The 19,994-nt window shown below is 65.8% G+C and carries 20 protein-coding genes and 2 pseudogenes; 11 read left to right on the top strand and 11 right to left on the bottom strand.

Annotated elements, in window-relative coordinates; all coding sequences use genetic code 11:
• Positions 1-327: 327 nt before the first annotated feature.
• Positions 328-1,209 (bottom strand): NAD(P)-dependent oxidoreductase, encoded by an 882-nt coding sequence (locus tag EQ874_RS11585; RefSeq protein ID WP_129976935.1) that lies wholly within the window; start codon positions 1,207-1,209, stop codon positions 328-330.
• A gap of 152 nt (positions 1,210-1,361) precedes the next feature.
• Between EQ874_RS11585 and EQ874_RS11580 the strand changes: the two genes are divergently transcribed.
• Complete coding sequence (locus EQ874_RS11580) at positions 1,362-2,018, top strand: ScbR family autoregulator-binding transcription factor (protein WP_064065170.1); 657 nt, start codon at positions 1,362-1,364, stop codon at positions 2,016-2,018.
• A 7-nt stretch (positions 2,019-2,025) separates the two neighbouring features.
• Here the strand turns inward: EQ874_RS11580 and EQ874_RS11575 are convergent, their stop codons facing one another.
• From EQ874_RS11575 to EQ874_RS11565, 4 genes and pseudogenes are all read right to left on the bottom strand, one after another.
• Complete coding sequence (locus tag EQ874_RS11575) at positions 2,026-2,988, bottom strand: ScbA/BarX family gamma-butyrolactone biosynthesis protein (RefSeq protein WP_064065177.1); 963 nt, start codon at positions 2,986-2,988, stop codon at positions 2,026-2,028.
• Positions 2,989-3,181: 193 nt separating this feature from the next.
• Positions 3,182-3,550 carry a hypothetical protein gene (locus EQ874_RS23175; RefSeq protein ID WP_242496749.1) on the bottom strand — a complete coding sequence of 123 codons (369 nt, stop codon included), beginning with the start codon at positions 3,548-3,550 and terminating at the stop codon, positions 3,182-3,184.
• 48 nt (positions 3,551-3,598) lie between these two features.
• A pseudogene (locus tag EQ874_RS23365) lies at positions 3,599-3,787 on the bottom strand (helix-turn-helix domain-containing protein); the annotation flags it as partial.
• A 168-nt stretch (positions 3,788-3,955) separates the two neighbouring features.
• Positions 3,956-4,744 carry a crotonase/enoyl-CoA hydratase family protein gene (locus EQ874_RS11565; protein ID WP_129976934.1) on the bottom strand — a complete coding sequence of 263 codons (789 nt, stop codon included), beginning with the start codon at positions 4,742-4,744 and terminating at the stop codon, positions 3,956-3,958.
• Between the two features lie 559 nt (positions 4,745-5,303).
• On the opposite strand from EQ874_RS11565, the gene EQ874_RS22885 reads away from it, so the two are divergent.
• The 4 genes from EQ874_RS22885 (at position 5,304) to EQ874_RS11550 (ending at position 7,866) form a co-directional block, all read left to right on the top strand.
• Positions 5,304-5,477, top strand: coding sequence for a hypothetical protein (locus EQ874_RS22885; RefSeq protein ID WP_165369235.1), 174 nt, complete (start codon positions 5,304-5,306; stop codon positions 5,475-5,477).
• Between the two features lie 247 nt (positions 5,478-5,724).
• Positions 5,725-5,979: a hypothetical protein gene (locus tag EQ874_RS11560; RefSeq protein WP_129976819.1), complete on the top strand. Its 255-nt coding sequence runs from the start codon at positions 5,725-5,727 to the stop codon at positions 5,977-5,979.
• 227 nt (positions 5,980-6,206) lie between these two features.
• Positions 6,207-6,965: an HAD-IIA family hydrolase gene (locus EQ874_RS11555; RefSeq protein WP_129976933.1), complete on the top strand. Its 759-nt coding sequence runs from the start codon at positions 6,207-6,209 to the stop codon at positions 6,963-6,965.
• A 142-nt stretch (positions 6,966-7,107) separates the two neighbouring features.
• Complete coding sequence (locus EQ874_RS11550) at positions 7,108-7,866, top strand: DUF6544 family protein (RefSeq protein ID WP_242496720.1); 759 nt, start codon at positions 7,108-7,110, stop codon at positions 7,864-7,866.
• Positions 7,867-7,913: 47 nt separating this feature from the next.
• On the opposite strand, the gene EQ874_RS11545 is transcribed toward EQ874_RS11550, so the two are convergent.
• The 3 genes from EQ874_RS11545 to EQ874_RS11535 all read right to left on the bottom strand — a co-directional run bounded on the left by EQ874_RS11545 (position 7,914) and on the right by EQ874_RS11535 (position 10,343).
• On the bottom strand, positions 7,914-8,522 hold the full coding sequence (locus tag EQ874_RS11545; RefSeq protein WP_129976818.1) for a hypothetical protein: 609 nt from the start codon (positions 8,520-8,522) through the stop codon (positions 7,914-7,916).
• A 142-nt stretch (positions 8,523-8,664) separates the two neighbouring features.
• Positions 8,665-9,567, bottom strand: a complete 903-nt coding sequence (locus EQ874_RS11540; protein WP_064065166.1) for a phosphatidylinositol mannoside acyltransferase — start codon at positions 9,565-9,567, stop codon at positions 8,665-8,667.
• 71 nt (positions 9,568-9,638) lie between these two features.
• Positions 9,639-10,343, bottom strand: a complete 705-nt coding sequence (locus tag EQ874_RS11535; protein ID WP_242496719.1) for a phosphatase PAP2 family protein — start codon at positions 10,341-10,343, stop codon at positions 9,639-9,641.
• Between the two features lie 129 nt (positions 10,344-10,472).
• Here EQ874_RS11535 and EQ874_RS11530 point away from each other — a divergent pair, with 129 nt between their 5' ends.
• On the top strand, positions 10,473-10,751 hold the full coding sequence (locus EQ874_RS11530; RefSeq protein ID WP_242496718.1) for a hypothetical protein: 279 nt from the start codon (positions 10,473-10,475) through the stop codon (positions 10,749-10,751).
• Between the two features lie 214 nt (positions 10,752-10,965).
• Here the strand turns inward: EQ874_RS11530 and EQ874_RS11525 are convergent, their stop codons facing one another.
• Entirely contained in the window at positions 10,966-11,238 is a 273-nt protein-coding gene (locus EQ874_RS11525; RefSeq protein WP_026003569.1) for a GlsB/YeaQ/YmgE family stress response membrane protein, read from the bottom strand.
• Between the two features lie 110 nt (positions 11,239-11,348).
• Here EQ874_RS11525 and EQ874_RS11520 point away from each other — a divergent pair, with 110 nt between their 5' ends.
• The 4 genes and pseudogenes from EQ874_RS11520 (at position 11,349) to EQ874_RS11505 (ending at position 15,375) form a co-directional block, all read left to right on the top strand.
• On the top strand, positions 11,349-12,047 hold the full coding sequence (locus EQ874_RS11520; protein WP_064065164.1) for an SIMPL domain-containing protein: 699 nt from the start codon (positions 11,349-11,351) through the stop codon (positions 12,045-12,047).
• Positions 12,048-12,109: 62 nt separating this feature from the next.
• Positions 12,110-12,852 (top strand): annotated as a pseudogene (locus EQ874_RS11515) (replication protein).
• Positions 12,853-13,006: 154 nt separating this feature from the next.
• Positions 13,007-14,290, top strand: coding sequence for a competence/damage-inducible protein A (locus tag EQ874_RS11510; RefSeq protein WP_129976817.1), 1,284 nt, complete (start codon positions 13,007-13,009; stop codon positions 14,288-14,290).
• A gap of 326 nt (positions 14,291-14,616) precedes the next feature.
• Entirely contained in the window at positions 14,617-15,375 is a 759-nt protein-coding gene (locus EQ874_RS11505) for a PE-PPE domain-containing protein (protein WP_064065162.1), read from the top strand.
• A 56-nt stretch (positions 15,376-15,431) separates the two neighbouring features.
• Here EQ874_RS11505 and EQ874_RS11500 read toward each other — a convergent pair whose 3' ends face one another.
• Positions 15,432-16,838, bottom strand: coding sequence for a selenium-binding protein SBP56-related protein (locus tag EQ874_RS11500; protein WP_129976816.1), 1,407 nt, complete (start codon positions 16,836-16,838; stop codon positions 15,432-15,434).
• Positions 16,839-17,119: 281 nt separating this feature from the next.
• Positions 17,120-18,601, bottom strand: a complete 1,482-nt coding sequence (locus EQ874_RS11495) for a glyceraldehyde-3-phosphate dehydrogenase (protein ID WP_129976815.1) — start codon at positions 18,599-18,601, stop codon at positions 17,120-17,122.
• Between the two features lie 341 nt (positions 18,602-18,942).
• On the opposite strand from EQ874_RS11495, the gene EQ874_RS11490 reads away from it, so the two are divergent.
• A complete protein-coding gene (locus EQ874_RS11490; protein WP_129976814.1) occupies positions 18,943-19,968 on the top strand; it encodes a YihY/virulence factor BrkB family protein in 1,026 nt (341 codons plus the stop codon).
• The last annotated feature ends 26 nt before the right edge of the window (positions 19,969-19,994 follow it).

Here is a 19,994-nt window from a genome sequence, read left to right as displayed (position 1 = left end):
TATGTGGGGCACAGTTCGCGCGCTTTCCCCCCCGACGCGCGGACCATGGTTCCGTCGGCGCCGTATGCCGACGGAACCTCGCAGGCCAGTGATGGTGAGTACCCCTCGTAAAGCTCGCCATCACTGGCCTGTCAGCCACTCCCGATATTCACCCGCATCGATGCCATCCGATACAAACAATACCATTCGACCGGTATTGCCGGTCCAATAGAGAATACCGCATGTACACCACATAGGGAACGCATCACCGACACATACACGCTGCACGGTCGCTCCGTCCCGGAGAACACGTCGAACCCGATCCACGTCGGGATTTCAGGAGCTTCCCTACCGCGAGGTGGGATCTGCCGGGATGGGGTCCGGCGAGGGTTCCAGTGCAGCCTCGGCCCAGATTCGGGCACTGACGTAGTGATGATCGTGCCCGATCAGATCGATGTGACGCGCGGACAGTCCTCGTTCCCGCCCTCTCCGTAGTGCTTGCTCGAAGTCGACGGAGTGGGTCGGTGGTGCGAGCAGCCCACGCGCGGCGGCAGCGTGGACGAGTTCGCGGACGGTCACCGCGGTCGGATGCGCGAGATGCCGTATGCCCCCACGTAACGCAGCCGGTAGCGGGCGCGCCGTGATCGCGGCGGCGAGCCGACCGACGTCACGGCGTGAAATCACCGATTGCCGTGCGACGCCATCGTCGACCCACGCCCCGAGAGTCGAGACGATGTGCGCCAACCCGGGCAGGAACCACCGGTCGCCGGGGCCGTGCACGAATCCGGGACGCAGTACCAGACCGCCGTGCTCGCGTACATGGTTTTCGGCAGTCAGACGACTCGCGCTCAGCGCAGTGACGGGAGCAGGGACAAGCTCCCCCTCGACGACGTTGCGATGCGGTCCGGGGCCGTAGACGCCGATCGTGCTCAGATACACGATGGGGTCGATACCGTGGCGAGCGGCCGCCGTCACCAGATTCTCGGTACCGACAGCGTTGACCTCTTCACACCGGGCTGCGTCGGAGCCCGTATAGGAGGCGGCATGCACAATCGCGTCGACACCGGCAAGCGCGTCGGTCACAGACTCCACATCGAGTAGATCTGCCGCCACGACGCGCATGGACGGTCCCGAGGACGCGGGCGGACGGCGCGCTATCGATGTGCATGTCACTCCCATGTTCAGCAGGGCGTCGAGCACCGCCCCCCCGAGAAAACCACTCGAACCCACCACTGCGACGCACAATGCGGATGTCGGCGACGAGGATGCGCGGTCCGCGATGTCGTTTCGGTCCGGTGGTACGGTTCGCCTCAGGGGAGGCAGAGGGTCGAGGTGCTCCACGACTGGCCTTTCGGTAGATCTTCGAGTAAAGGACACGGGGTGTGGCCAAACAAGCTCGGGCAGTAGAGACCCGACAGCAGATCGTGGCGGCAGCGGCCGCCACGTTCGATCGGCTGGGATTCGACGGTGCCAGCCTCGGGGCGATCGTCGACGCGAGTAGTGGGCTCACCAAAGGCGCCCTGTACTTCCACTTCAAATCGAAGGACGAACTCGCGCACGCCGTCGTGGAACAGCAACACGCCATCTCGATCGCCGCGGTCGACGCGATCGCCGCCACACAGGCCTCGGCGCTCGAGCAGATCGTGATGCTCTGCCATGAAATGGGGCGCCAGATCGTCGAGGATCCGATCGTCCGGGCCGGCATCCGGTTGACCCTCGAATTCAGCGCAGGCGCCGAACCTGACCAGCCGGGACCGTACCAGGACTGGATCGAAGCCTGCCGGCACCTCGTCGAGACCGCGATCGCCGAGGGCGACCTGCTCCCTACGATAGATCCCCCCGAGTTGGCACGGTTCGTGATCTCGGCGTTCACCGGCGTTCAGATGGTCTCGAACGTCCTCGATCGACGCATCGATCTCGAACAACGCATCGACCAGATGCTGCACTTCGTGTTCAACGGCATCCTGACCGCCGACTGCCGCCCCGACAGCGACACGATCATCCACGCCCGCTGGAGCAACACCCGCCAACCGGTCTGACACGCCGCTACCTGCCGGACTCCGGTCCCGGCGCACGACATGCGCCGGCAGCCCATTTCAGCATCGCCGTAGCCATCGCGATTCCACGCTGTTCGAGCACGACATGCGCACTCGCAGGCTCCTCCTCGACGCTCGAGACCACCATCTCCGCCGGAACGTCGAGTTCGACGAACCGGTGAAACCGCACGTTCATCGAGACCGGATCCGCCTCCGGGTTCCCGCGTTCCGCTCGTGCCGCCTGACGGGCAGCCTCGAGAACGAGCATGCCCGGCAGGTGATCGGACGGGTGGTCGAACAACACCGGATGCGACAGATCCGGCAACACCCGCCAGCGACCGGGCCGCGCCGTCGCACCCACCACCACATCCCCGACCACCGGCACCCCGATCACGGCTGGATCCACCGGTGTTCCCCCGGGGACAGACCCCAGCGCCCGCGGCCCACCGGCACCCCAACGCACGATGTCGTACTCTTCAGTAGTCAGAACCGCAGTTCGGCCTCGGCCGGACCCCACACGGCGACCGGCGATCGTGAATTCGAACGCCGCACTCAAAGCGGTGACCTGCGAGCCACGGCGTCGAATATCCGACACCACCGCGGTGACGGCGACCTCCGCGGCGCCGGCACCGATCACCAGTCGCTCCGACTCGGCGGTGATCTCGAGCGTCTGCATCACGAACCGCCGACCGAGCGAGACCCGATACCGGGTGTGCGCCAGATAGATCACGCATTGGCGCAGCGTCTCCGCGAGCAGCATCGGGTCGTAGCAACCCGCCCGGCTGCGGTAGAAACCGTGCAGACGCGGCCATTGCGCACCCAGGACGAACCGGTCCGGTCCGGGACCGCGGACGCAATCGGTGAGGAATACCTCGGACACTGCCTGGCGGTGGACATGCCTTCGCGGCACCGTCGACTCGAACGACAACACCGCGACATCATCCTCCGAACCGGACGAACCGTTCACTTCCATACCGCAAGTATCGCCTTGCGGGTGAGAGGTGATCGCGCCCGATGCCGCCCTCTTCTCTTCGACCACGCCGGCCCGGGGGTCTCCGGTGCTTCGAGATTGTTCTGCCCACCCTGAAGGACACGGTCGACCGACGCCGCACATGCACGAAGCCACGATCGGCTGCCCCGGCCGGTCGGTCGATCCACGTGGTTCACTACCTGCCGGGCAGACCGGTCTTCTCGAGAATTCTGCGCACTTCGGACTGCACGATTGCGTGGTCACGCTCGGGGTTGTCGGTATGGGCCAGGTACAACATCGCCTCTTCGACTGCGGCAACCAGCAGACGGGCGAGTACGGCCGCGCGAGTCGATGGTCCTCGTTCGCTCGTTTCGACCGGTTCCAGCATGGCCGTGATGCGGTGCAGTAGCTGTTCTTGAGCTCCTCGGATGTCGATCCACCCGAGGACTGCGGGCGCCTCGATCAGGAGCAACCGACGCACCGCCGGGTCGTGAGCGGAATCGAGAGCAGTGAGTACCCCACCGATGAGCGCCTCCCACGAAGCGTCGACCGGCTCGGTCGGCACAAGGGCTTCCGCAATCCCCCGTTGCGCGCGCTCGATCACAGCTCGGAACAATTCGTGTTTGTTCGCGAAGTGATGGTAGAGAGCTCCTCGGGTTACCCCTGCAAGGGCCACGATCTCCGCGGTCGTAGCTTTGCCGTACCCGTCCCTGAGAAACACCTCGAGCGCTGCATCCAACAACGCGGTCTGTGTCCGAGTCGCGTTCCGAACGTGTCCGGCCGCCTCTGTCGTTCTCTTCACCAACGCCCCTTGCAATTACGATTGCATGTGGAAAATTCAGGCCGATCCAGAAAATTCATGATGCTCGAGCCTCACCCGATCCCGAGAGGTGCGACAGCTCGAGAAGGTCGTGGATACACACACCAACCCTCGGTCGACGAGCTGCTACGGCGAGAAGATGTGCACAGTTCAGCGGTTCCGCCATACGGGCGGCCGTTTCTCGGTGAATGCGGCAGCACCTTCCAACGCGTCCTCGCTGGCACACACGGCGTCGGACTCCGCCGAATTTACTTTCCAGATGCGGTCTTCGAGTCCGGCTGCTTGCGCGTGCGCCATGATCTTCTTGCTCGCGCGTACCGCGACGGGTGCGTTGGCTGCGATGACATGAGCCAGACGTAATGCTTCGGGCAGTACCTCTGAGGGCGAAACCACCGAGTTGACCAGCCCCCAGCGCAGGGCCGCCTCGGCCGAAACAGGTTCGCCGGTGAAGACTGCGTGCGCGGCGATCTTCGGGGGAATCTGTCCGGGAAGACGTATGAGACCTCCGCCTCCCGCGATGAGACCACGTTTGACCTCCGGCAACCCGAGCGTGGCTTCGGAACTGAGCACGGCGAGATCACACGCCAGCACGATCTCGGTACCACCACCCACCGCCACCCCGTTGACAGCGGCGATGAGCGGCTTGGACACGTAATGCTCGACCAAGCCGGCAAAGCCCCACTCCGGATGGATTGTCGGCAGCACGGACTCGCCATCGGCGAAGGCCGCGAGATCGGCGCCGGCGCAAAATGCTCGTCCCGCTCCGGTCACGACGCCGACTCGCAGACCGGGGTCACGATCGAACTCGTCGAGAACGGCACCCAACGCGTCGGACAGAGCAGCGTCGACGGCATTGAGAACCCGGGGCCGGTTGAGGGTGATGACTCCCACAGGCCCGTCTCGATGGAGCAGTACGACGTTCTTTTCCTCGTCCTGCATTGCCGTATGCGCGTCTTCGGACGCAAGACCTCGAGCAATGTCCCGACCGACTCCCGGCCCGGAGCCGGTCGCTGAAGCGAATTTGCCGTCCGCTGTACTCATCTGATCCTGTCCCTCCATGGGCATCGAATCTCGTCACGAGATCAGGGATCACGTTCGACTGGCAACCCGACTCTTGAAGACCGGGACCGACACTCCGTCCTGACGCTGGTGGGGTCGACAATCGCTGCGCACACGGAGCGCGGCAAACCGGTAGGCATGCCGCTCCGCCCCCGATAGGGTAGATAACCAAAGCCCCGGAGCGGCCTCGGCACCCTCGGTGCATGTCCCCGGGGTTTTGGCCGTTCATCACCCGCATATACGCGCTCAGCACCAGATCCGCACCCCGTTTCCGGTACGCGTGATCCGTACACCTACCTACCGGCCCGACTCGTCCCCTACGCGAAGGAGGACCGATGAGCGACCCTGATTCGACCCGGCCCCTGCGTTCGGGAGCACGGGGCGTCGGGGATCGCACCGACCACGCTTCCTGCTACCCGCGGTATCTGCTTGGCTGGGAGTGCTGTCCCTCGGCTTCTTCTGGTTTTTCGAACTCGGCTTCATCCTCGGGATGATCGCGGCCGGCTGCGGGACGCTTGCCACCTCGCGGCCGACTGTCGCCGAGGACGAGGCCGCCTCCCTGCAGGCCCTGCTCGCAATCGTCAACGCAACTCCCCACTCTCGTACCGCGTAGACCACGCGTACGCGACTCCACACTGCGCGTTGTATCTACCGGTGATTCTGTACCGGCTTCCTATTGGTCTTCAACGTTTCGAAAGTCGAGGCGACACTCACCGACTCGCGACCGGTGAGCCACTTCCCCGAGGTTGCCTCGACCCGCTACGCCGACCGAGGCTCGCCGGGTTCGGCCGGCACTGGACCGGGTATCTCCGCAGAGGCCCACCACTGGGTTCACGAGGACTGCAAGTGCAGGAGGACATGTGCCTACCAACCTCACCGTCGCCGACCTACGAGAACTTCTCGACTCGACACTCGACAACCCCGCACTCGTTCTGGAGGAAGGTCTATTCCGCGTTGTCGGAGGCCACGACGTAACCGATCGGAATCGAGCCTTCCTCGTGGTCACGCGAGAGGAACTCCGGACACGGCTGCCGAAGGATCGGGACTACGACGAGAGCGACCTCGAGCTACAGGCGGGTGTGCTCGACTCGACCATCGCGAACCTCGGCGGGTGAGTTCCTTACGCAGCATCGAATCCGCACGGAGCGGACAGCGCGGAGCCGCCGGGGTCGTCGATGCCCGGCTTCGCAGGACGCAATTTTCACAGGCCGTTCGGCGGCCACGGTTCTACATATCGTCCTCGTCGGGTGATCGGGTTGTATCGGCTGCCGAGCCGAGCGGTCGGTGACACACTCGAACGGTGAGCGACGAACCCGTATCCGCGCCGGTCTGGAACTATCTCATGGACATGGACGGGGTTCTGGTGCACGAGGATCACTTGATTCCCGGCGCCGATACGTTCCTGACCGAACTGCGCGAGAACGGCACACCGTTCATGGTGCTCACCAACAACTCCATCCGCACGCCACGAGACCTCCGTGCCCGCCTGCTGCGTACCGGCCTCGACGTTCCCGAGAAGTCGATCTGGACCTCGGCGTTGGCGACGGCGACGTTCCTGGCCGATCAACGACCCGGCGGTAGCGCCTATGTGGTGGGCGAATCCGGATTGACGACGGCCCTGCACGACATCGGATACGTGCTGACCGACAGCGACCCCGACTACGTCGTCCTCGGGGAGACGCGCACGTACTCCTTCGAGGCGATCACCACCGCGATCCGTCTCGTCGAACGCGGCGCCCGCTTCATCGCGACCAACCCGGATCCGACCGGCCCCTCGCGGGAGGGCTCACTACCCGCCACCGGGGCGGTCGCGGCGCTGATCACCCGCGCGACGGGCCGCGAACCGTATTTCGTCGGTAAACCGAACGCCCTGATGATGCGCTCGGCCCTGCGCGCGATCGGTGCGCACTCCGCCCACACGCTGATGATCGGCGACCGAATGGACACCGACATCGTCTGCGGCCTCGAGGCCGGGCTGCAGACGCTGCTGGTTCTGACGGGTATTTCCACCCGCGAATCCGTCGAGAGATTCCCCTATCGGCCGACCCGCGTCATCGACTCGGTTGCGGATCTGGTGGGCTCCACGGAAAATCCGTTCTGATCAGCAGAACAGCCGGCAAGGACTCGATGGCGGGGCATAGTGTGCTGGAAGCAGCGAATATCGGCCCGATTCGACCGATGACGAACCGACATCCGGACGAATCACCGGAAGGGCCGAGTCGACCGGTGAAGGATGCGGGCGGATGGGCCGTGCACGAACTGTTCCTCTCGCCGCGCGTCATGTCGGCGCACACTGGCGCACCCTTTCCGAGGTTCGGGGCAGCACCGCACCGTTCTCCCCGGCCCTGACCGAATCTCTGCCACCGGCTGTGCGGCGCTGGATCGACCATGCGGTTGCCGACGGTACGCCGATGGCCGCTGCCGTACGACTGGAAATGTCCGGGCAGATCCGGCTCGGATCCTGGCGGCCGTTCACCGCCGTGCAACTTCTCGCTCCGGCGACAGGATTCATCTGGGCTGCGACCACCCGGATCGGCCCTGTTCCCGTATCGGGTTACGACCGTTTCACCGCCGGGGTCGGTGAGATGCGCTGGCGGATAGGAGGATTCATTCCGATGATGTCCGCCACCGGCCGGGATGTCAGCGACAGTGCGGCCGGCCGCCTCGCCGGAGAGAGCATCTTCGTGCCCACCGCTTTTCCCCTCGCGCGGTGGAGTGGCGACGAACTCCTCGCGTCCGCGGCCTGGACGGTGGCGGGCCGGCAGGAGACCGTACGCCTGGACATCGCCGAAGACGGGGCGCTGCGAGGGCTGCGGATGCTGCGGTGGGGCGACCCCGAAGGGCAGGGATTCGGTCGGTACCCGTTCATCGTCACCGTCGAGGCCGAGCGCCGGTTCGGTGGCATGACCATCGCCTCGCGTATCGGCGCGAGGTGGGACACGGGTACCGGTTCGGACGGCGAGTTCTTTCGTGCGGAGATCACCGGAGCCCACTTCGCTTGACCGTCCGATACACCGCATCCGGCACGTGGGCCCATCCGGCGGCGCGCTCAGCCGATGGGCCACCCGGGAAGCCGCCGCGTGTCCTGCCACTCCCGGTGCCACTGGGAGATTCGATGCCGGTTCACAACGCCGTGAATTCCGAGCAGTGTGAGCACGCATCCGACGGTTTCGAGGATGAGGAATGCCAGTGCCGCACCCAGCGCAGCGATCGCGTTCTCGGTTCCGGTGCGGGGAGCAGGCATGTAGTCGCCCTTCTCGTCGACTCGGATGCGCACCGTCTCCCCTGTCTCGCCCCGGGAATCGAGACCCACCAGGCCCGTGTGCTCGACGCCCCCCACTTCCCATCGCGCGAGAACCGGTCCGAGACGCGATGGATACTCGGCCACCGGGTCGCGCACCGCCACATCGTCCGGATCGTCATCGAGAACGATCGCCGGCACCTGCCGCTCTTCGATCGCCTGCTGATGCGATCGTTCGGTCAGCTGCGCATACGAGTCGGTACCGATGACACCGGCGACAGGCACCAACAGCAGCATGATGGCGGCCAGAAGCACCACTGCGACGGCCTCGAGGCGGTCACTGCCGCGCATGAGCGGGTTCGCGCTCCACGGCCGCAAGCGCCACCACCGAACCGCTGCCGTGTCTCCGCGGATCATCACACTCTCCGGGCATCGTGCTTCCGTCCTCAGTGTCGATCCTCCGCAACCGTCGTTGTAGAGCCGAAAGTCGCATCGCCGCTGGGCCCACCTGCAGGGATCGAGGGTTATCGGTAGCGAACCATCTCCCTGCGGGCAGTTCTCAACGCCCCGCCGGAGGCGTCTGCGGGTGGCCCCACCTGTCGGCCGTCCACACCGGTTGCAGCATGTGCCAGTCGGCGGGATGCGCGGCGATACCGGCGGCGAACCGGTCGGCCAGGGACTGAGTCGTGGCCTGTACGCTTCCTGCGGTATCGATCGGCGCGTCGACATGGAACCCCCAGCCGCCCGGAGTGAACCAGCAATGCACCGGCAGCAGCGGTGCGCCGGTGTCGATCGCCAGCCGGGCCGGGCCGACCGGCATGCAGGCCGGTTCGCCGAAGAAGGTGACCGGCACGCCCGCTCCTGTCAGATCACGCTCGCCGAGGAGGCCGACGAACCGTCCCTGACGAATTCGGACGGTCAATCGTTCGAACGGGGGAACCGTGCCACCGGTGAGCGGGAGGATCTCGAAACCCAGACGTTCACGAAACCGGACGAAGCGGCGGAACAACGATTCCGGTTGCAGCCGCTCGGCGACGACGGTCGGTGTGCCGATCCGCTGTACGATCCACACTCCCGCCAGGTCCCAGTTGCCGCTGTGCGGAAGCGCCAATACAGCTCCGCGCCCACGCGCGACGGCCTCGTGGATGTGTTCGAGTCCGGTCGCCGCGGAGTCGATGGTCTCGGCCAGCCGTACCGGGTCCATCGACGGCAACCGGAATGCCTCACACCAATACCGCGCGTAGGAACGCAGACTCGCGCGCACGAGTTCGTCGGGCACCCGATCCGGAGTAGTGGACAACACCCGGGCAAGGTTGCGTCGTAGTTGGATCGGCCCACCGTCTCGCGCCGCACGGTCCGCGGCCATCTCGAACAGGCGGTTCGCCGGCTTCTCCGGAAGCGCGCATACCGCCCGCCACCCCGCTGCATACCCGAGATCCCGGATCCGGTCCCCGGTACTCATCGAGCACCGCCGCCGCGGAAGCCGACAATGATGCCCATGACGGCCTCCCGGTCCGGACTGTGTACCTTCAGTCAACGCCCTGGGCTCACCCGCTGTCCAGACCCGTCCCCGTTCGACCGGGCCTCGCGCGACAGGATGGGAAGTCGCGACGCGAAGGGCAGAAGCACCGCGACGACGAGCGACACGACCAGTACACCGAGCGCCATGCCCGACAGCACGTCGTGCACGTAGTGCACCCCCACCGTCACCCGGGAGAACGCGAGCACCGCCGCGAGCGGCGCGACCAGCCAGATCAGGCGCGGAGCCGCAAGCACACACGCGGTCGCGAACGAGGCGGCGATGACGGAATGGTTGGACGGCCAGGACCAGTCGCCCACCTCGGGACACTCCAGTACCGTCGCGATGCCGAGCGCGCGACACGGTCGCGGCTCCGTCACCACCAGTTTGACGAGTTCGCTCGACAGGTAGGCACCCACCACTCCGAGACCGCCGGCGGCGAGGGCGCCGAAGCCCCGGCGGTCGTTCCGCCACAACCATGCCGCCAGGACACCGGTGAAGGCGACGAGGACGAGCAGCCCCTTGTCGGCGACGAGACCCGCGAGCGGTCCGAGAAACGATCCCTCGACGGTCCGGGCGACGGACAGGTACAGGCGATCGCGGATCGGCACCGTCGCTGCCGCGAGCAGAGTCAGCACGAGTGCGACCCCCACGGCAGGGATGAACATCGAGCGGACCAACCGCGGGGATACAGGAGGTGAACTCTCGGTGACGACCATGACCGAATACGCTAGCGCGCGCTCTCTCCTGTGCGCAGACCCTCAGGTAGCGGCATATGGGCGGAGCGGTCATCGGGCAGCCTTCGAGCCCTCCGTCGATGCCGATTCGAAGGAACTAGGCTCACTCCTGTGTGGCGAACCTGGATCCTGGCTGCGGCGATGGTGGTCGTTGCGTCCGTCGTTCTGCTCACCGGTGCATTCGACGTGACCTCGGTGGTGACGTCGGTATTGCTGCTCGCGATGGCGTGGGTCGTCTCTCCCCTGTTCTTCCCCCATCATGTCGACGACGCGACCGCTCGTCGCGATGCAGTGGCCCGCGGCGTTCCCGTGGTGTACTGGCGCCCGGGCTGCACCTTCTGCATCCGGTTGCGCGCCACCGTGCGTTCGCGGGCACGTCGCGCGATCTAGGTCGACATCTGGCGGGATCCCGCCGCCGCGGCGCGGGTTCGGGAAGTCAACGGCGGGAACGAGACGGTGCCTACCGTGTTCGTCGGCGATGTGTCGCATACCAATCCCGACCCACGCTGGTTCCGCGACCGGTTGGGCTGACGGATACCAGGTCCGGACATGAGCGAGGTCCCGGACCCTGTGCGGATCCGGGACCTCGAGCGGTGCAGAACGGTTAGCGGCGCACGCCGCGGCCGGTGGCGGCCTTGACGACGAACAGCAGGACGACCGCGCCGAGGAGGCAGGTCAGGAAGCTGAAAATCAGTCCGCCGCCTTCGACATCCACGCCGAAGACCTTGAGCAGGAAGCCACCGATCAAGCCGCCGATGACGCCGACAACGACGTTGAGGAGAATGCCCTGCTGGGCGTCGGTGCCCATGATCTTGCTACCGATCCAGCCGGCGAGACCACCGATGATGATCCAACCGAGGATTCCGAGTCCGAGCATGTGCAGTCCTTTCGTGAACACTGGCTAGTTCGACTCACCTCGAGTACCCAGTCGTCCCATCAGTCACACCTCTCACTTCTGAAAACTTTCGGAGTGGCACACTCGTGCGCATGACCCAGCCTCCCGTCACGATCACCGTCACCGGTCATGCCGAACGCACCGTCGCACCCAACCGGTGCACGGTGGTGCTGCGCGCGCACGCCGATGGCACGTCGCGCAAGCAGGCTGCAGAACCGGTGGCCGCGGCTGTCGCCACGATCACCGATCTCGTGACCGAATTGCGGGAGTCTTCCCCGAGCCCGGTGAAGAGGTGGACCTTCGATCGGGTACGCCACAGTCGGCGACGCCCGTTCAGCCGTGAGGGTAAGAATCGGCCCTGGGTGTACAACTCGTCGGCGTCGATCACCGTGACCTTCCACGAGTTGGACGTGGTGGGTACCTTCGTCGAGCAGGTTGCGGCGCTCGAGGTGGTCACCGTCGCCGATCTTCGTTGGTGGATCACCCGCAAGGCGCAGCAGAAGCGACTCGCGCGGGTCCGCGATCTCGCCGTGGGCGACGCACTGGTCAAGGCGAAGGCGTACACGGCCTCGTTGGGCCTCAACACGATTCGCGCTGTGGCCATCGCCGATCCGGGCATGCTCGGGTCCCAGCCCTCCCCCGTCCACACGGCGGGCGCTCCCATGATGCACACCGCGATGTTGCGGTCGGATGCGATGGGCGCGCCCGAGTCCGCCGAGCCCGAGTTGGTGTTCGAACCCGACCGCGTCACTCTCACCGCCGACGTCGAGGCACGCTTCGAAGCCCGTTGAGCGCGCCAGATGTCCGACCGATCAAGGAGTCGAACGGGGGTCAGAATACCCTGGCCGGCGGGGTGCGTCGTGGACCGCGCCTGGCCGCCGATTTCACCGTTCTCAGCAACGCTGTCATCACCGATGAGCGGCTGTCCTTCCGCGCCCGGGGCGTGCTCGTCTGGTTGCTGTCCAAACCCGACGACTGGCGCACCCGCGCCGACTCGATCGCGGCCCAGTCGCCCAGGGAAGGCCGCGACGCGATCCGAGCTGCACTGCGCGAGCTCGCCGACCTCGGCTACCTGGTGCGCGAGACGATCCAGAACGAGCTCGGCCGGTGGATCACCATCCAGACCGTCTACGAACGTCCCGTCGCCGACCCGGCACCTGAGAATCCGACCCGTGGCGGCGCGGACAGCGGCGCCCCAGGCGTTCTTGAAAGTACTGATCTACCGAGGACGGAAACCAACCGCACTCCGCGCGTCGCGAAGGAACCGCTGAGTCCGGCGATGGTCGAGCTCGCAGCGGCCTGCAGGCGAGCCGAACTCACTGCGACATTCGTCTACCTCGAACCCGATGCGGCAGCGGCAATCGAAGCACTCATCGCTACGCACGGGGTGGCAATGCTTGTCGCAGCGGCGAAATCCGTGCACAGACCGGGTAATCCGATGCGCTTGGCGCACGGATGGTTGCCCTTGTGGCGGTCGCTGCCGACACCCCGTGTCACCAACCGAAGTGCGACGACTGCGACGAGTACGGGTGGCTGCCCGACGACGAGCACGGACGGGCCGTGCGGTGCGGGTGTCGGGTCCCGGCTGCGGCCTGAGGTCCGTTGCGAGGGTATCCACACCCGCTCGCACGAAAAGCGTCCCTTGCTGTCGTGAAAAGACGTCACCTCTCGGGTCGAGATCAGAAATCGGGGAGGGAACTTCCCGGTCGGGCGCAAATCACCGGCGGACACTGTGACTAGGCTCGGCTCCGTGAGCGTACGTGCAGGAATCATCGTGACCGGAACCGAAGTGCTGACCGGGAGGATCGCCGACCAGAACGGACCGTGGTTGTCCGACCGACTCCTGAAACTCGGCGTCGACGTCGCCCACATCACGATTTGCGGCGACCGGCCCGCCGACCTGACCGCACAGCTGCGTTTCCTCACCGAGCAGGGCGTCGACCTCGTCGTCACCAGCGGGGGTCTCGGTCCCACCGCCGACGACCTCACCGTCTCCACCGTCGCCGAGTTCTGCAATCGCGAGCTTCTGCTCGACCCCGGACTCGAAGAACACATCGCGGGCGTCATCCGCAGCTTCCGACCGGACGCCCCGGATCTCGACGCGGGGCCGACGCGTATCGGGATCCGTAAGCAGGCGCACGTTCCCATCGGCGCCACTGCTCTGCCGCCCACAGGTACAGCGCCGGGTGTGGTCATCCCCGCGGTGCCCGGTGATCCGCCGGTGCCGACCATCGTGATCCTGCCCGGCCCGCCCGGTGAGCTGCAGGCGATGTGGCCTAGCGCGGTCACCTCACCCGCGGTCGCCGACGTACTGTCCCGAGCCGACGAACTGCAGCAGGAAACCGTGCGCGCCTACGGATTGCACGAGGCACAACTCGCCGAGACACTGCGCCGGGCCGAAACGGAGATCGCCGACCTCGACCGGCTCGAGATCACCACGTGCCTTCGACACGGTGAACTCGACATGGTGACCCGATTCGCCTCCGGCGACGCACACATCTATCGCCGTCTTCTCGGCGTCCTCATCGAACACCATGAACGCCAGATCTTCTCCCTCGCCGGTGCCACCATCGACGACCGGCTGATCGATGCCCTCGACGGTCGCTCGATCGGAACTGCGGAGTCGTGCACCGGCGGTCTCGTCGCTGCGCGTCTCACCGACCGACCCGGGTCGTCGGCCTACGTCATGGGTGGGGTGGTCTCGTACTCCAACGACGCGAAGTCCGATCTGATCGACGTACCGGCCGAAATGATCGTCGCGCACGGCGCGGTGAGCGAACAGGTCGCCGCAGCCATGGCCGAGGGTGCCCGACATCGGCTGAAGGTCGACGTCGCGGTCTCCACCACCGGCATCGCCGGCCCCGGCGGTGGCACCGAGGCCAAGCCGGTCGGCACGGTCTGCTTCGGCGTCGCGATCGAGGGACGGCCGACGTACACCGTCACCCGCCGCTTCCCCGGGGACCGCGAGCGCATTCGAACTCTCAGCACCACGGCGGCATTGCATCTGGTTGTCGCACAGCTCGATCAGGGTTGATCGGGTGCTCGTCGACCACCTTCCGCCCTCCCACGCCGTCCTCGACGGAGCACGGCGAGAATCCACTTCGGCTCGGAGGTCGTTGATCTCGGCGGTACAGGGACGGGACCCGGTCTCGGACCGCTTCGTCGGTGTACTGCGGGATCGAGCTACGTGAACCGTTCCGGCCGAAGCCTCGCGACCTCGATGAGGATGTTCCGTTCACATCGTGCAGAGATTCTCCGACCGTCACCGAGATCGCGCACCCCCACCATGCCGAACAAAAGAGACATCGATATCATCGACGTCGATTGTTGTCTGTCGGGGACACACGAGGAGAATCGCGCATGTCCCGGATCGATCGCAGACACCGCCGCGCCGTCGGCCTGCTCACCGCAGGTTTGCTTACTGCAGGACTGAGCGTCGCGGGTCCGGTCGGCTCCGCGTCCGCCGACCCGGTCCGCAACTGCCCTGAACGATACGTTCTCGCCGTCGACGGCACCCGCGGCTTCGAGACCCTCGACTCGATCGATCCGGAATCCCCCCTGGCGGAGATCTCCGCTCGTTACGAGGTTCCCGGCACGGTGGTCGAACACATCCGGTACCCCGCAGTGGTCGTACCGATGCCGGGCACCGGCTCGAGCGACGATTTCGACGGCATAGACGACGACGGTGCCGTCGCCTACGACAGGTCGAAGCAGATCGGGCATCAGCGACTCCGCCAGACCATCACCGTCCGACACAGCACCTGCCCCGACTCGGACCTGCTGGTTCTCGGATACTCGCAAGGCGCTTCGATCGCGGGAGACGTTCTCGCCGAGATCGCAGCCGACGGGTCCGTTCCCGCCGAACGGATCTCGGGCATTCTCTACTCCGATCCCCGCGACAACCGCGGCGTCGAGACCTTGTTCCCGGGTCCCGTCGTTCCCGGCGTGACGCTCGGCGGCGCTCGCAGCGATTTCGGCGAGATCCACGTCGAGCGAGTCTGCATCGAAGGCGACGCGATCTGTGACGGTCGCACTCCCGACGACGGCAAGGACTGGCTCCGGGAGAACGTGACCGGATATTTCCGGCTGCACACGAAGTACCCCGACTACCAGCCCTGACCGAGTCGAGCCGGAGGGTGCGCCAACGGAGTGGAGGCCTCGGGTCCGAGCCGTCGTTACCGATAGCAGTAGGAATCCGAGGAGGCGTCGCCACCCTGGAGGCGAACCTGGTGCGCCCGCAGACCCCGAAAGTCGTCGCCGTGCGGGAAGAAGCGCTCGTCGATTTCCATCCCGCCGCGAGGGTCGGTGTGCAGCAGGGCCATCCAGGCGCCGACCCCGTCCGGGTAGAACTGGTCGTCCCAGGCCCCGTACAAGGAGTTGGTGACGTAGACCCGCTTGCCGTCCCGGCTGATCTCGACCATCTGCGGACCACCGGACAGCGGCTCGTTCGGTACCGCCGGATGGGCGCGGCGGCCGACGATCCCTCCGAGTCGGACGGACCCGGTCTCCTTCGGATGGTCGGGCTCACGCACGTCGAACTGTTTCAGCTCTCCGGTGCCCCAGCACGAGACGTAGAGGAACGCGTCGTCGACCGACAGGTCGATGTCGGAGACGAGCGGCGGTACCGCACCGAACGGCTTCAACGCCGGCGGCAGTGCGTCCGGCTCCGCCGGCTCGGCCGGGATCGTGATCACCTTGTCCACTGCCCAACCGTCGTCACCGCGGTGCCAACGCCACACCGACGCGGACAGGTCCTCGGTCGAGACGACCACGCCGACGAATCCCCAGGTGGCCTCCGGGTCGTGCGACGGGCGCAGTTCGAGCGGCATCTGATACTGCGCGCCCAGATCCACTCGCTGCTGGTGCGCGCCTGTGGACAGGTCCCAGAAATGAATCGCATGGCCGTACTCGTTCGCCAGTAGCAGCGCGGGCACCAATCCGTTCTCGATCATCGACGGTGTGCCCCATTCGCTGCTGATCAGCGTGTTCTGGTTCAGATGCCACCAGGCGTCGTACGCGAAATACTGCGGCCCCCGGTCGGCTTCCCATTGCCGGAGCACGTCGAACGTGCCGTGATCGAGGATGGCGATCCCGCCTGGGCCGTCGGATCCGTCGGCACCACCCAGGCAGGTCATGAACACGCCGTCCGGCCCGCAGTGCAAGGTGTGCGGTCGAGAGTAACCCGCCTTGGCAGCGAGATCGGCAGCGTCCACAACCTTGGCCACGGTGGGTTGACGCGGGTCGGGCCCGGTGTCGAGCACATACAGGGACGACGAGCGGATGCCCGGCACGATGAGGTATCGGCGTGCCAATCCCGCCATATCGTGGCCCTCGTGCTTCAACGCGCTGCTGCAGGCGTTCCAACCGAAATGATGCAGTTCGTTGCCCAACCCGGGTACCTCGGTCCAGCCCACTACTCGGCCATAGGTGTCCGAGCCGGGATCCACGTCTATCACGCTCATGGCGTCGGGCTTGTCCGCCGCGCGATCGAACGCAGCCACGTAGGCCAATCGCTCCGGTGGGGCGGCGGCCGCGTCTGCTGCGGTCCGATAGAAGGTCGGGTCTGTGGTCGGCCGACTCATTTCCAGCCTCCTTCGTCGAGGAGACCCCACAAGACAGAATACGAGGATCGTGCGAGGGACGGAACCGTGACGAGCTCACGGCCGGACGCCGCGAACCGGCGTGCAGTGCTCCGCGCTGTGGACCGGATCGCGACGACCGGGCGGTAGAGGTGCGGTCGGGGTTCTACCCGGCGAATACTTCGGTGACCCAACGTAAAAGGGAACCCATCCTCAGGTAAGGATGGGTTCCCTCGTCGACGAGTCCCTGGAGGACGGTCGTTACTGCAATCCCCGCAGGTCTGTTATCCCTGCGCAGCGGCAGGCGCATCGACGTGCTCCACCGAGCCGGCTTCCGTGAGGGGATAGACGGGGTACTCCACACCCGAGAGGTACTGGACGGTGCGTACCACCTGGCACGAGTAGCCGAATTCGTTGTCGTACCAGACGTAGAGAATGGCGGTGTCGCCGTCGACGATCGCGGCGTTGGCGTCGATGATGCACGCCGCGCGCGACCCGATGAAGTCGCTCGACACTGCGTCGGTGGCCGAGGTGTAGTCGAGGTTGCGGCGTAGCGTCCCGGTGAGCGACTCCTGGTGCAGGTGCTCGAGCACCTCCTCCTTGGTGGTCTCACGAGTCAGCTGAAGGTGAAGAATCGCGACGGAGACATCCGGCGTAGGGACGCGGATCGAGTTGCCGGTGATCTTCGCTTTCAGATCGGGAAGTGCCTTCGCGACCGCCGAGGCGGCCCCGGTCTCGGTGAGCACCAGGTTGAACGGCGCGGAACGACCCCGGCGGTCGGCCTTGTGGTAGTTGTCCAGCAGGTTCTGGTCGTTGGTGAACGAGTGCACCGTCTCGACGTGACCACGCACCACACCGAATTCGTCGTCCATGGTCTTCAGCGGCGGAACGATGGCATTGGTGGTGCAGGACGCGCACGACACGATCTTCTCGTCCGGGTCGAGGTCGCGGTGGTTGACGCCGTGCACGATGTTCGGGAGATCACCCTTACCCGGTGCGGTGAGCACCACCTTGGCGATACCGGGGCGGAGATGCTTCGACAGCCCGTCGCGGTCGCGCCAGATTCCGGTGTTGTCGATCAGGATGGCCTTGTCGATGCCGTACTCGGTGTAGTCGACGCTTTCCGGATCGTTGCTGTAGATGAACTTGATGACATTGCCGTTGGCGACCAAGGCGTTGTTCTCGGTGTCGACCTTGATCGTGCCGTTGAACTGTCCGTGGACGGAGTCGCGACGCAGCAGAGAGGCACGCTTGGTCAGGTCGTCGTCACCTCCCTTACGGACCACCACAGCACGCAGGTTCAGCCCATTGCCCGAGCCTGCCTTCTCGATGAGCAGACGGGCGACGAGTCGGCCGATTCGCCCGAACCCGTACAGGACCACGTCCTGCGGTTTCGCGGGGCTCGTCTGCGCGCCGCCGACCAGATCCGCGAGGCTCTCAGCGACGAACTCCGGGATGGACCGTCCGGCCCCCTCGGCGTGATATGCCGTCACCAGCAGGCCGAGATCGATCTTCGACGGTTGCAGATCGAGATCGGTCAGCGCTTCGAGGAACGGGAATGTCGCCTCGACGGACAGCTCGTCGCCGCGGATCTGCCGCGCGAAACGGTGGGTCCGCAGAATGCCGATGACCGATTTGTTCACGAGGGAGCGGCTGTGGAGCAGGATTGTGACCGAGTGCCGGCGGTGCAGACCGCCGATGATCGGGATCATTGCTTCCGCAATGGCCTCCTGGGAGTTCCACTGTGACAATTCCGGGGTGCTCACTGCGCTCCTCTGCCTTTCGGGCTCGTCTGACCCGTCGCAGGCTGAGGGTGCCGCCCGGACGAGGCGCACGCCACTCGCCGGTCGGCGTTCCGGGTCGGTGGAACCGTTCGCGACCGACACCGATTACGGCGTGCGCAACGCCAAGCATAGGAAAGTGCTCCCGCGGGTCGACGACCGGCGTCGCCGAAGCCGGTTCGCCCGGATCTCTTGCTCCTCGGCCCGCCGTACCCCGTCGACCGATTCCGGCCGGAGCCAGGGTTCCCGCGCCGGCACCCGTCCCCTTGTGGTTCTTCGGACAATGGAAACGAACAGCCGACCCGGTACCACTTCGGAGGCGAACGATGAACCGGATCGAAATCATGGTCCGCCGGATCGACGGCTTCCAGCAACGACATCCGGTCCTCGCGGTGCCGTTCGCGGTGGTGCAGAAGTTCGGCAACGATCAGGCCGGCGGCAAGTCCGCCATCATCGCCTATTACGGATTGTTCGCGGTCTTCCCTGTCCTGCTGCTGTTTTCGACGATCCTCGGGTTCATCCTCGCCGGTCATCCCGGCCTCGAACAAGACATGATCAACTCCGTGCTGGCCGATTTCCCCATCCTGGGGACCCAGCTACGCAGTTCCACCCACCCGCTGCGGGGTAACGGCTGGGCTCTGGTCCTCGGTGTGCTCGGTGCCCTCTACGGGGCCCAAGGCATCGGCCAGGCCGCCCAGAACGCCATGAACACGGTATGGAACGTTCCGTTCAAGGACTGGCCCGGCTTCGTCGGCCGCCGCATCCGAGGAATGACGATCCTGGTGTTCCTCGGCCTCGGCATCCTGCTCTCGACCACCCTGATCGGGTTCGCTCCCCGCCTGGGCGCGCTGTCCGGGGCATGGACCATGGTCGCGTCGGCGGCTGTGAACTTCACCGTGTTCCTGGTCTGTTTCACCGTGCTGACCTCGGCCACCGTGCAGATCAGGGACGTGGTCGTCGGCGCAGTCATCGCCACCGTCTTCTGGGAGATCCTCCAACGCATCGGAGACTGGTTCGTCCGCTACACCATCGACCACGCCACCGACGTCTACGGCTTCTTCGCCATCGTCCTCGGACTCCTGTCCTGGTTGTATCTCGGTGCGCGGCTGACCCTGCTCGCCGCCGAGATCAACGTCGTCCTGCGTTACCGTCTCTGGCCCCGATCGATGACGCAACCGCCGTTCACCGCGCAGGACAAGTCGGCGATGGTGCTCCTGGCCAAGATGGAGGAACGCCGACCCGAGGAAACCGTCGAGGTGAGTTTCACCGACGAGGCGGACCGGCAGCCACTCGACGACACCACCCTTCCGCCCCGTCAGCACCAGCACCGGCACCGGCACCGGCACCGATGACACCCTGGCGAACCCGCCACGCACCC

Source organism: Rhodococcus sp. Q1, from assembly GCF_004153645.1.
In the GTDB taxonomy this organism is placed as follows: Bacteria; Actinomycetota; Actinomycetes; order Mycobacteriales; family Mycobacteriaceae; genus Rhodococcus; species Rhodococcus gordoniae.
Note: the sequence above shows the minus strand (reverse complement) of the source record. Positions and strands in the feature narration are given on the sequence as shown.

Coding starts and splice junctions, on each gene's coding strand:
- EQ874_RS11575 (WP_064065177.1), bottom strand. CDS start 2,988: ATGGAAGTGAACGGTTCGTCCGGTTCGGAGGATGATGTCGCGGTGTTG.
- EQ874_RS11565 (WP_129976934.1), bottom strand. CDS start 4,744: ATGCAGGACGAGGAAAAGAACGTCGTACTGCTCCATCGAGACGGGCCT.
- EQ874_RS11555 (WP_129976933.1), top strand. CDS start 6,207: ATGGACATGGACGGGGTTCTGGTGCACGAGGATCACTTGATTCCCGGC.
- EQ874_RS11550 (WP_242496720.1), top strand. CDS start 7,108: ATGGGCCGTGCACGAACTGTTCCTCTCGCCGCGCGTCATGTCGGCGCA.
- EQ874_RS11545 (WP_129976818.1), bottom strand. CDS start 8,522: ATGATCCGCGGAGACACGGCAGCGGTTCGGTGGTGGCGCTTGCGGCCG.
- EQ874_RS11540 (WP_064065166.1), bottom strand. CDS start 9,567: ATGAGTACCGGGGACCGGATCCGGGATCTCGGGTATGCAGCGGGGTGG.
- EQ874_RS11535 (WP_242496719.1), bottom strand. CDS start 10,343: ATGGTCGTCACCGAGAGTTCACCTCCTGTATCCCCGCGGTTGGTCCGC.
- EQ874_RS11525 (WP_026003569.1), bottom strand. CDS start 11,238: ATGCTCGGACTCGGAATCCTCGGTTGGATCATCATCGGTGGTCTCGCC.
- EQ874_RS11520 (WP_064065164.1), top strand. CDS start 11,349: ATGACCCAGCCTCCCGTCACGATCACCGTCACCGGTCATGCCGAACGC.
- EQ874_RS11505 (WP_064065162.1), top strand. CDS start 14,617: ATGTCCCGGATCGATCGCAGACACCGCCGCGCCGTCGGCCTGCTCACC.
- EQ874_RS11500 (WP_129976816.1), bottom strand. CDS start 16,838: ATGAGTCGGCCGACCACAGACCCGACCTTCTATCGGACCGCAGCAGAC.
- EQ874_RS11490 (WP_129976814.1), top strand. CDS start 18,943: ATGAACCGGATCGAAATCATGGTCCGCCGGATCGACGGCTTCCAGCAA.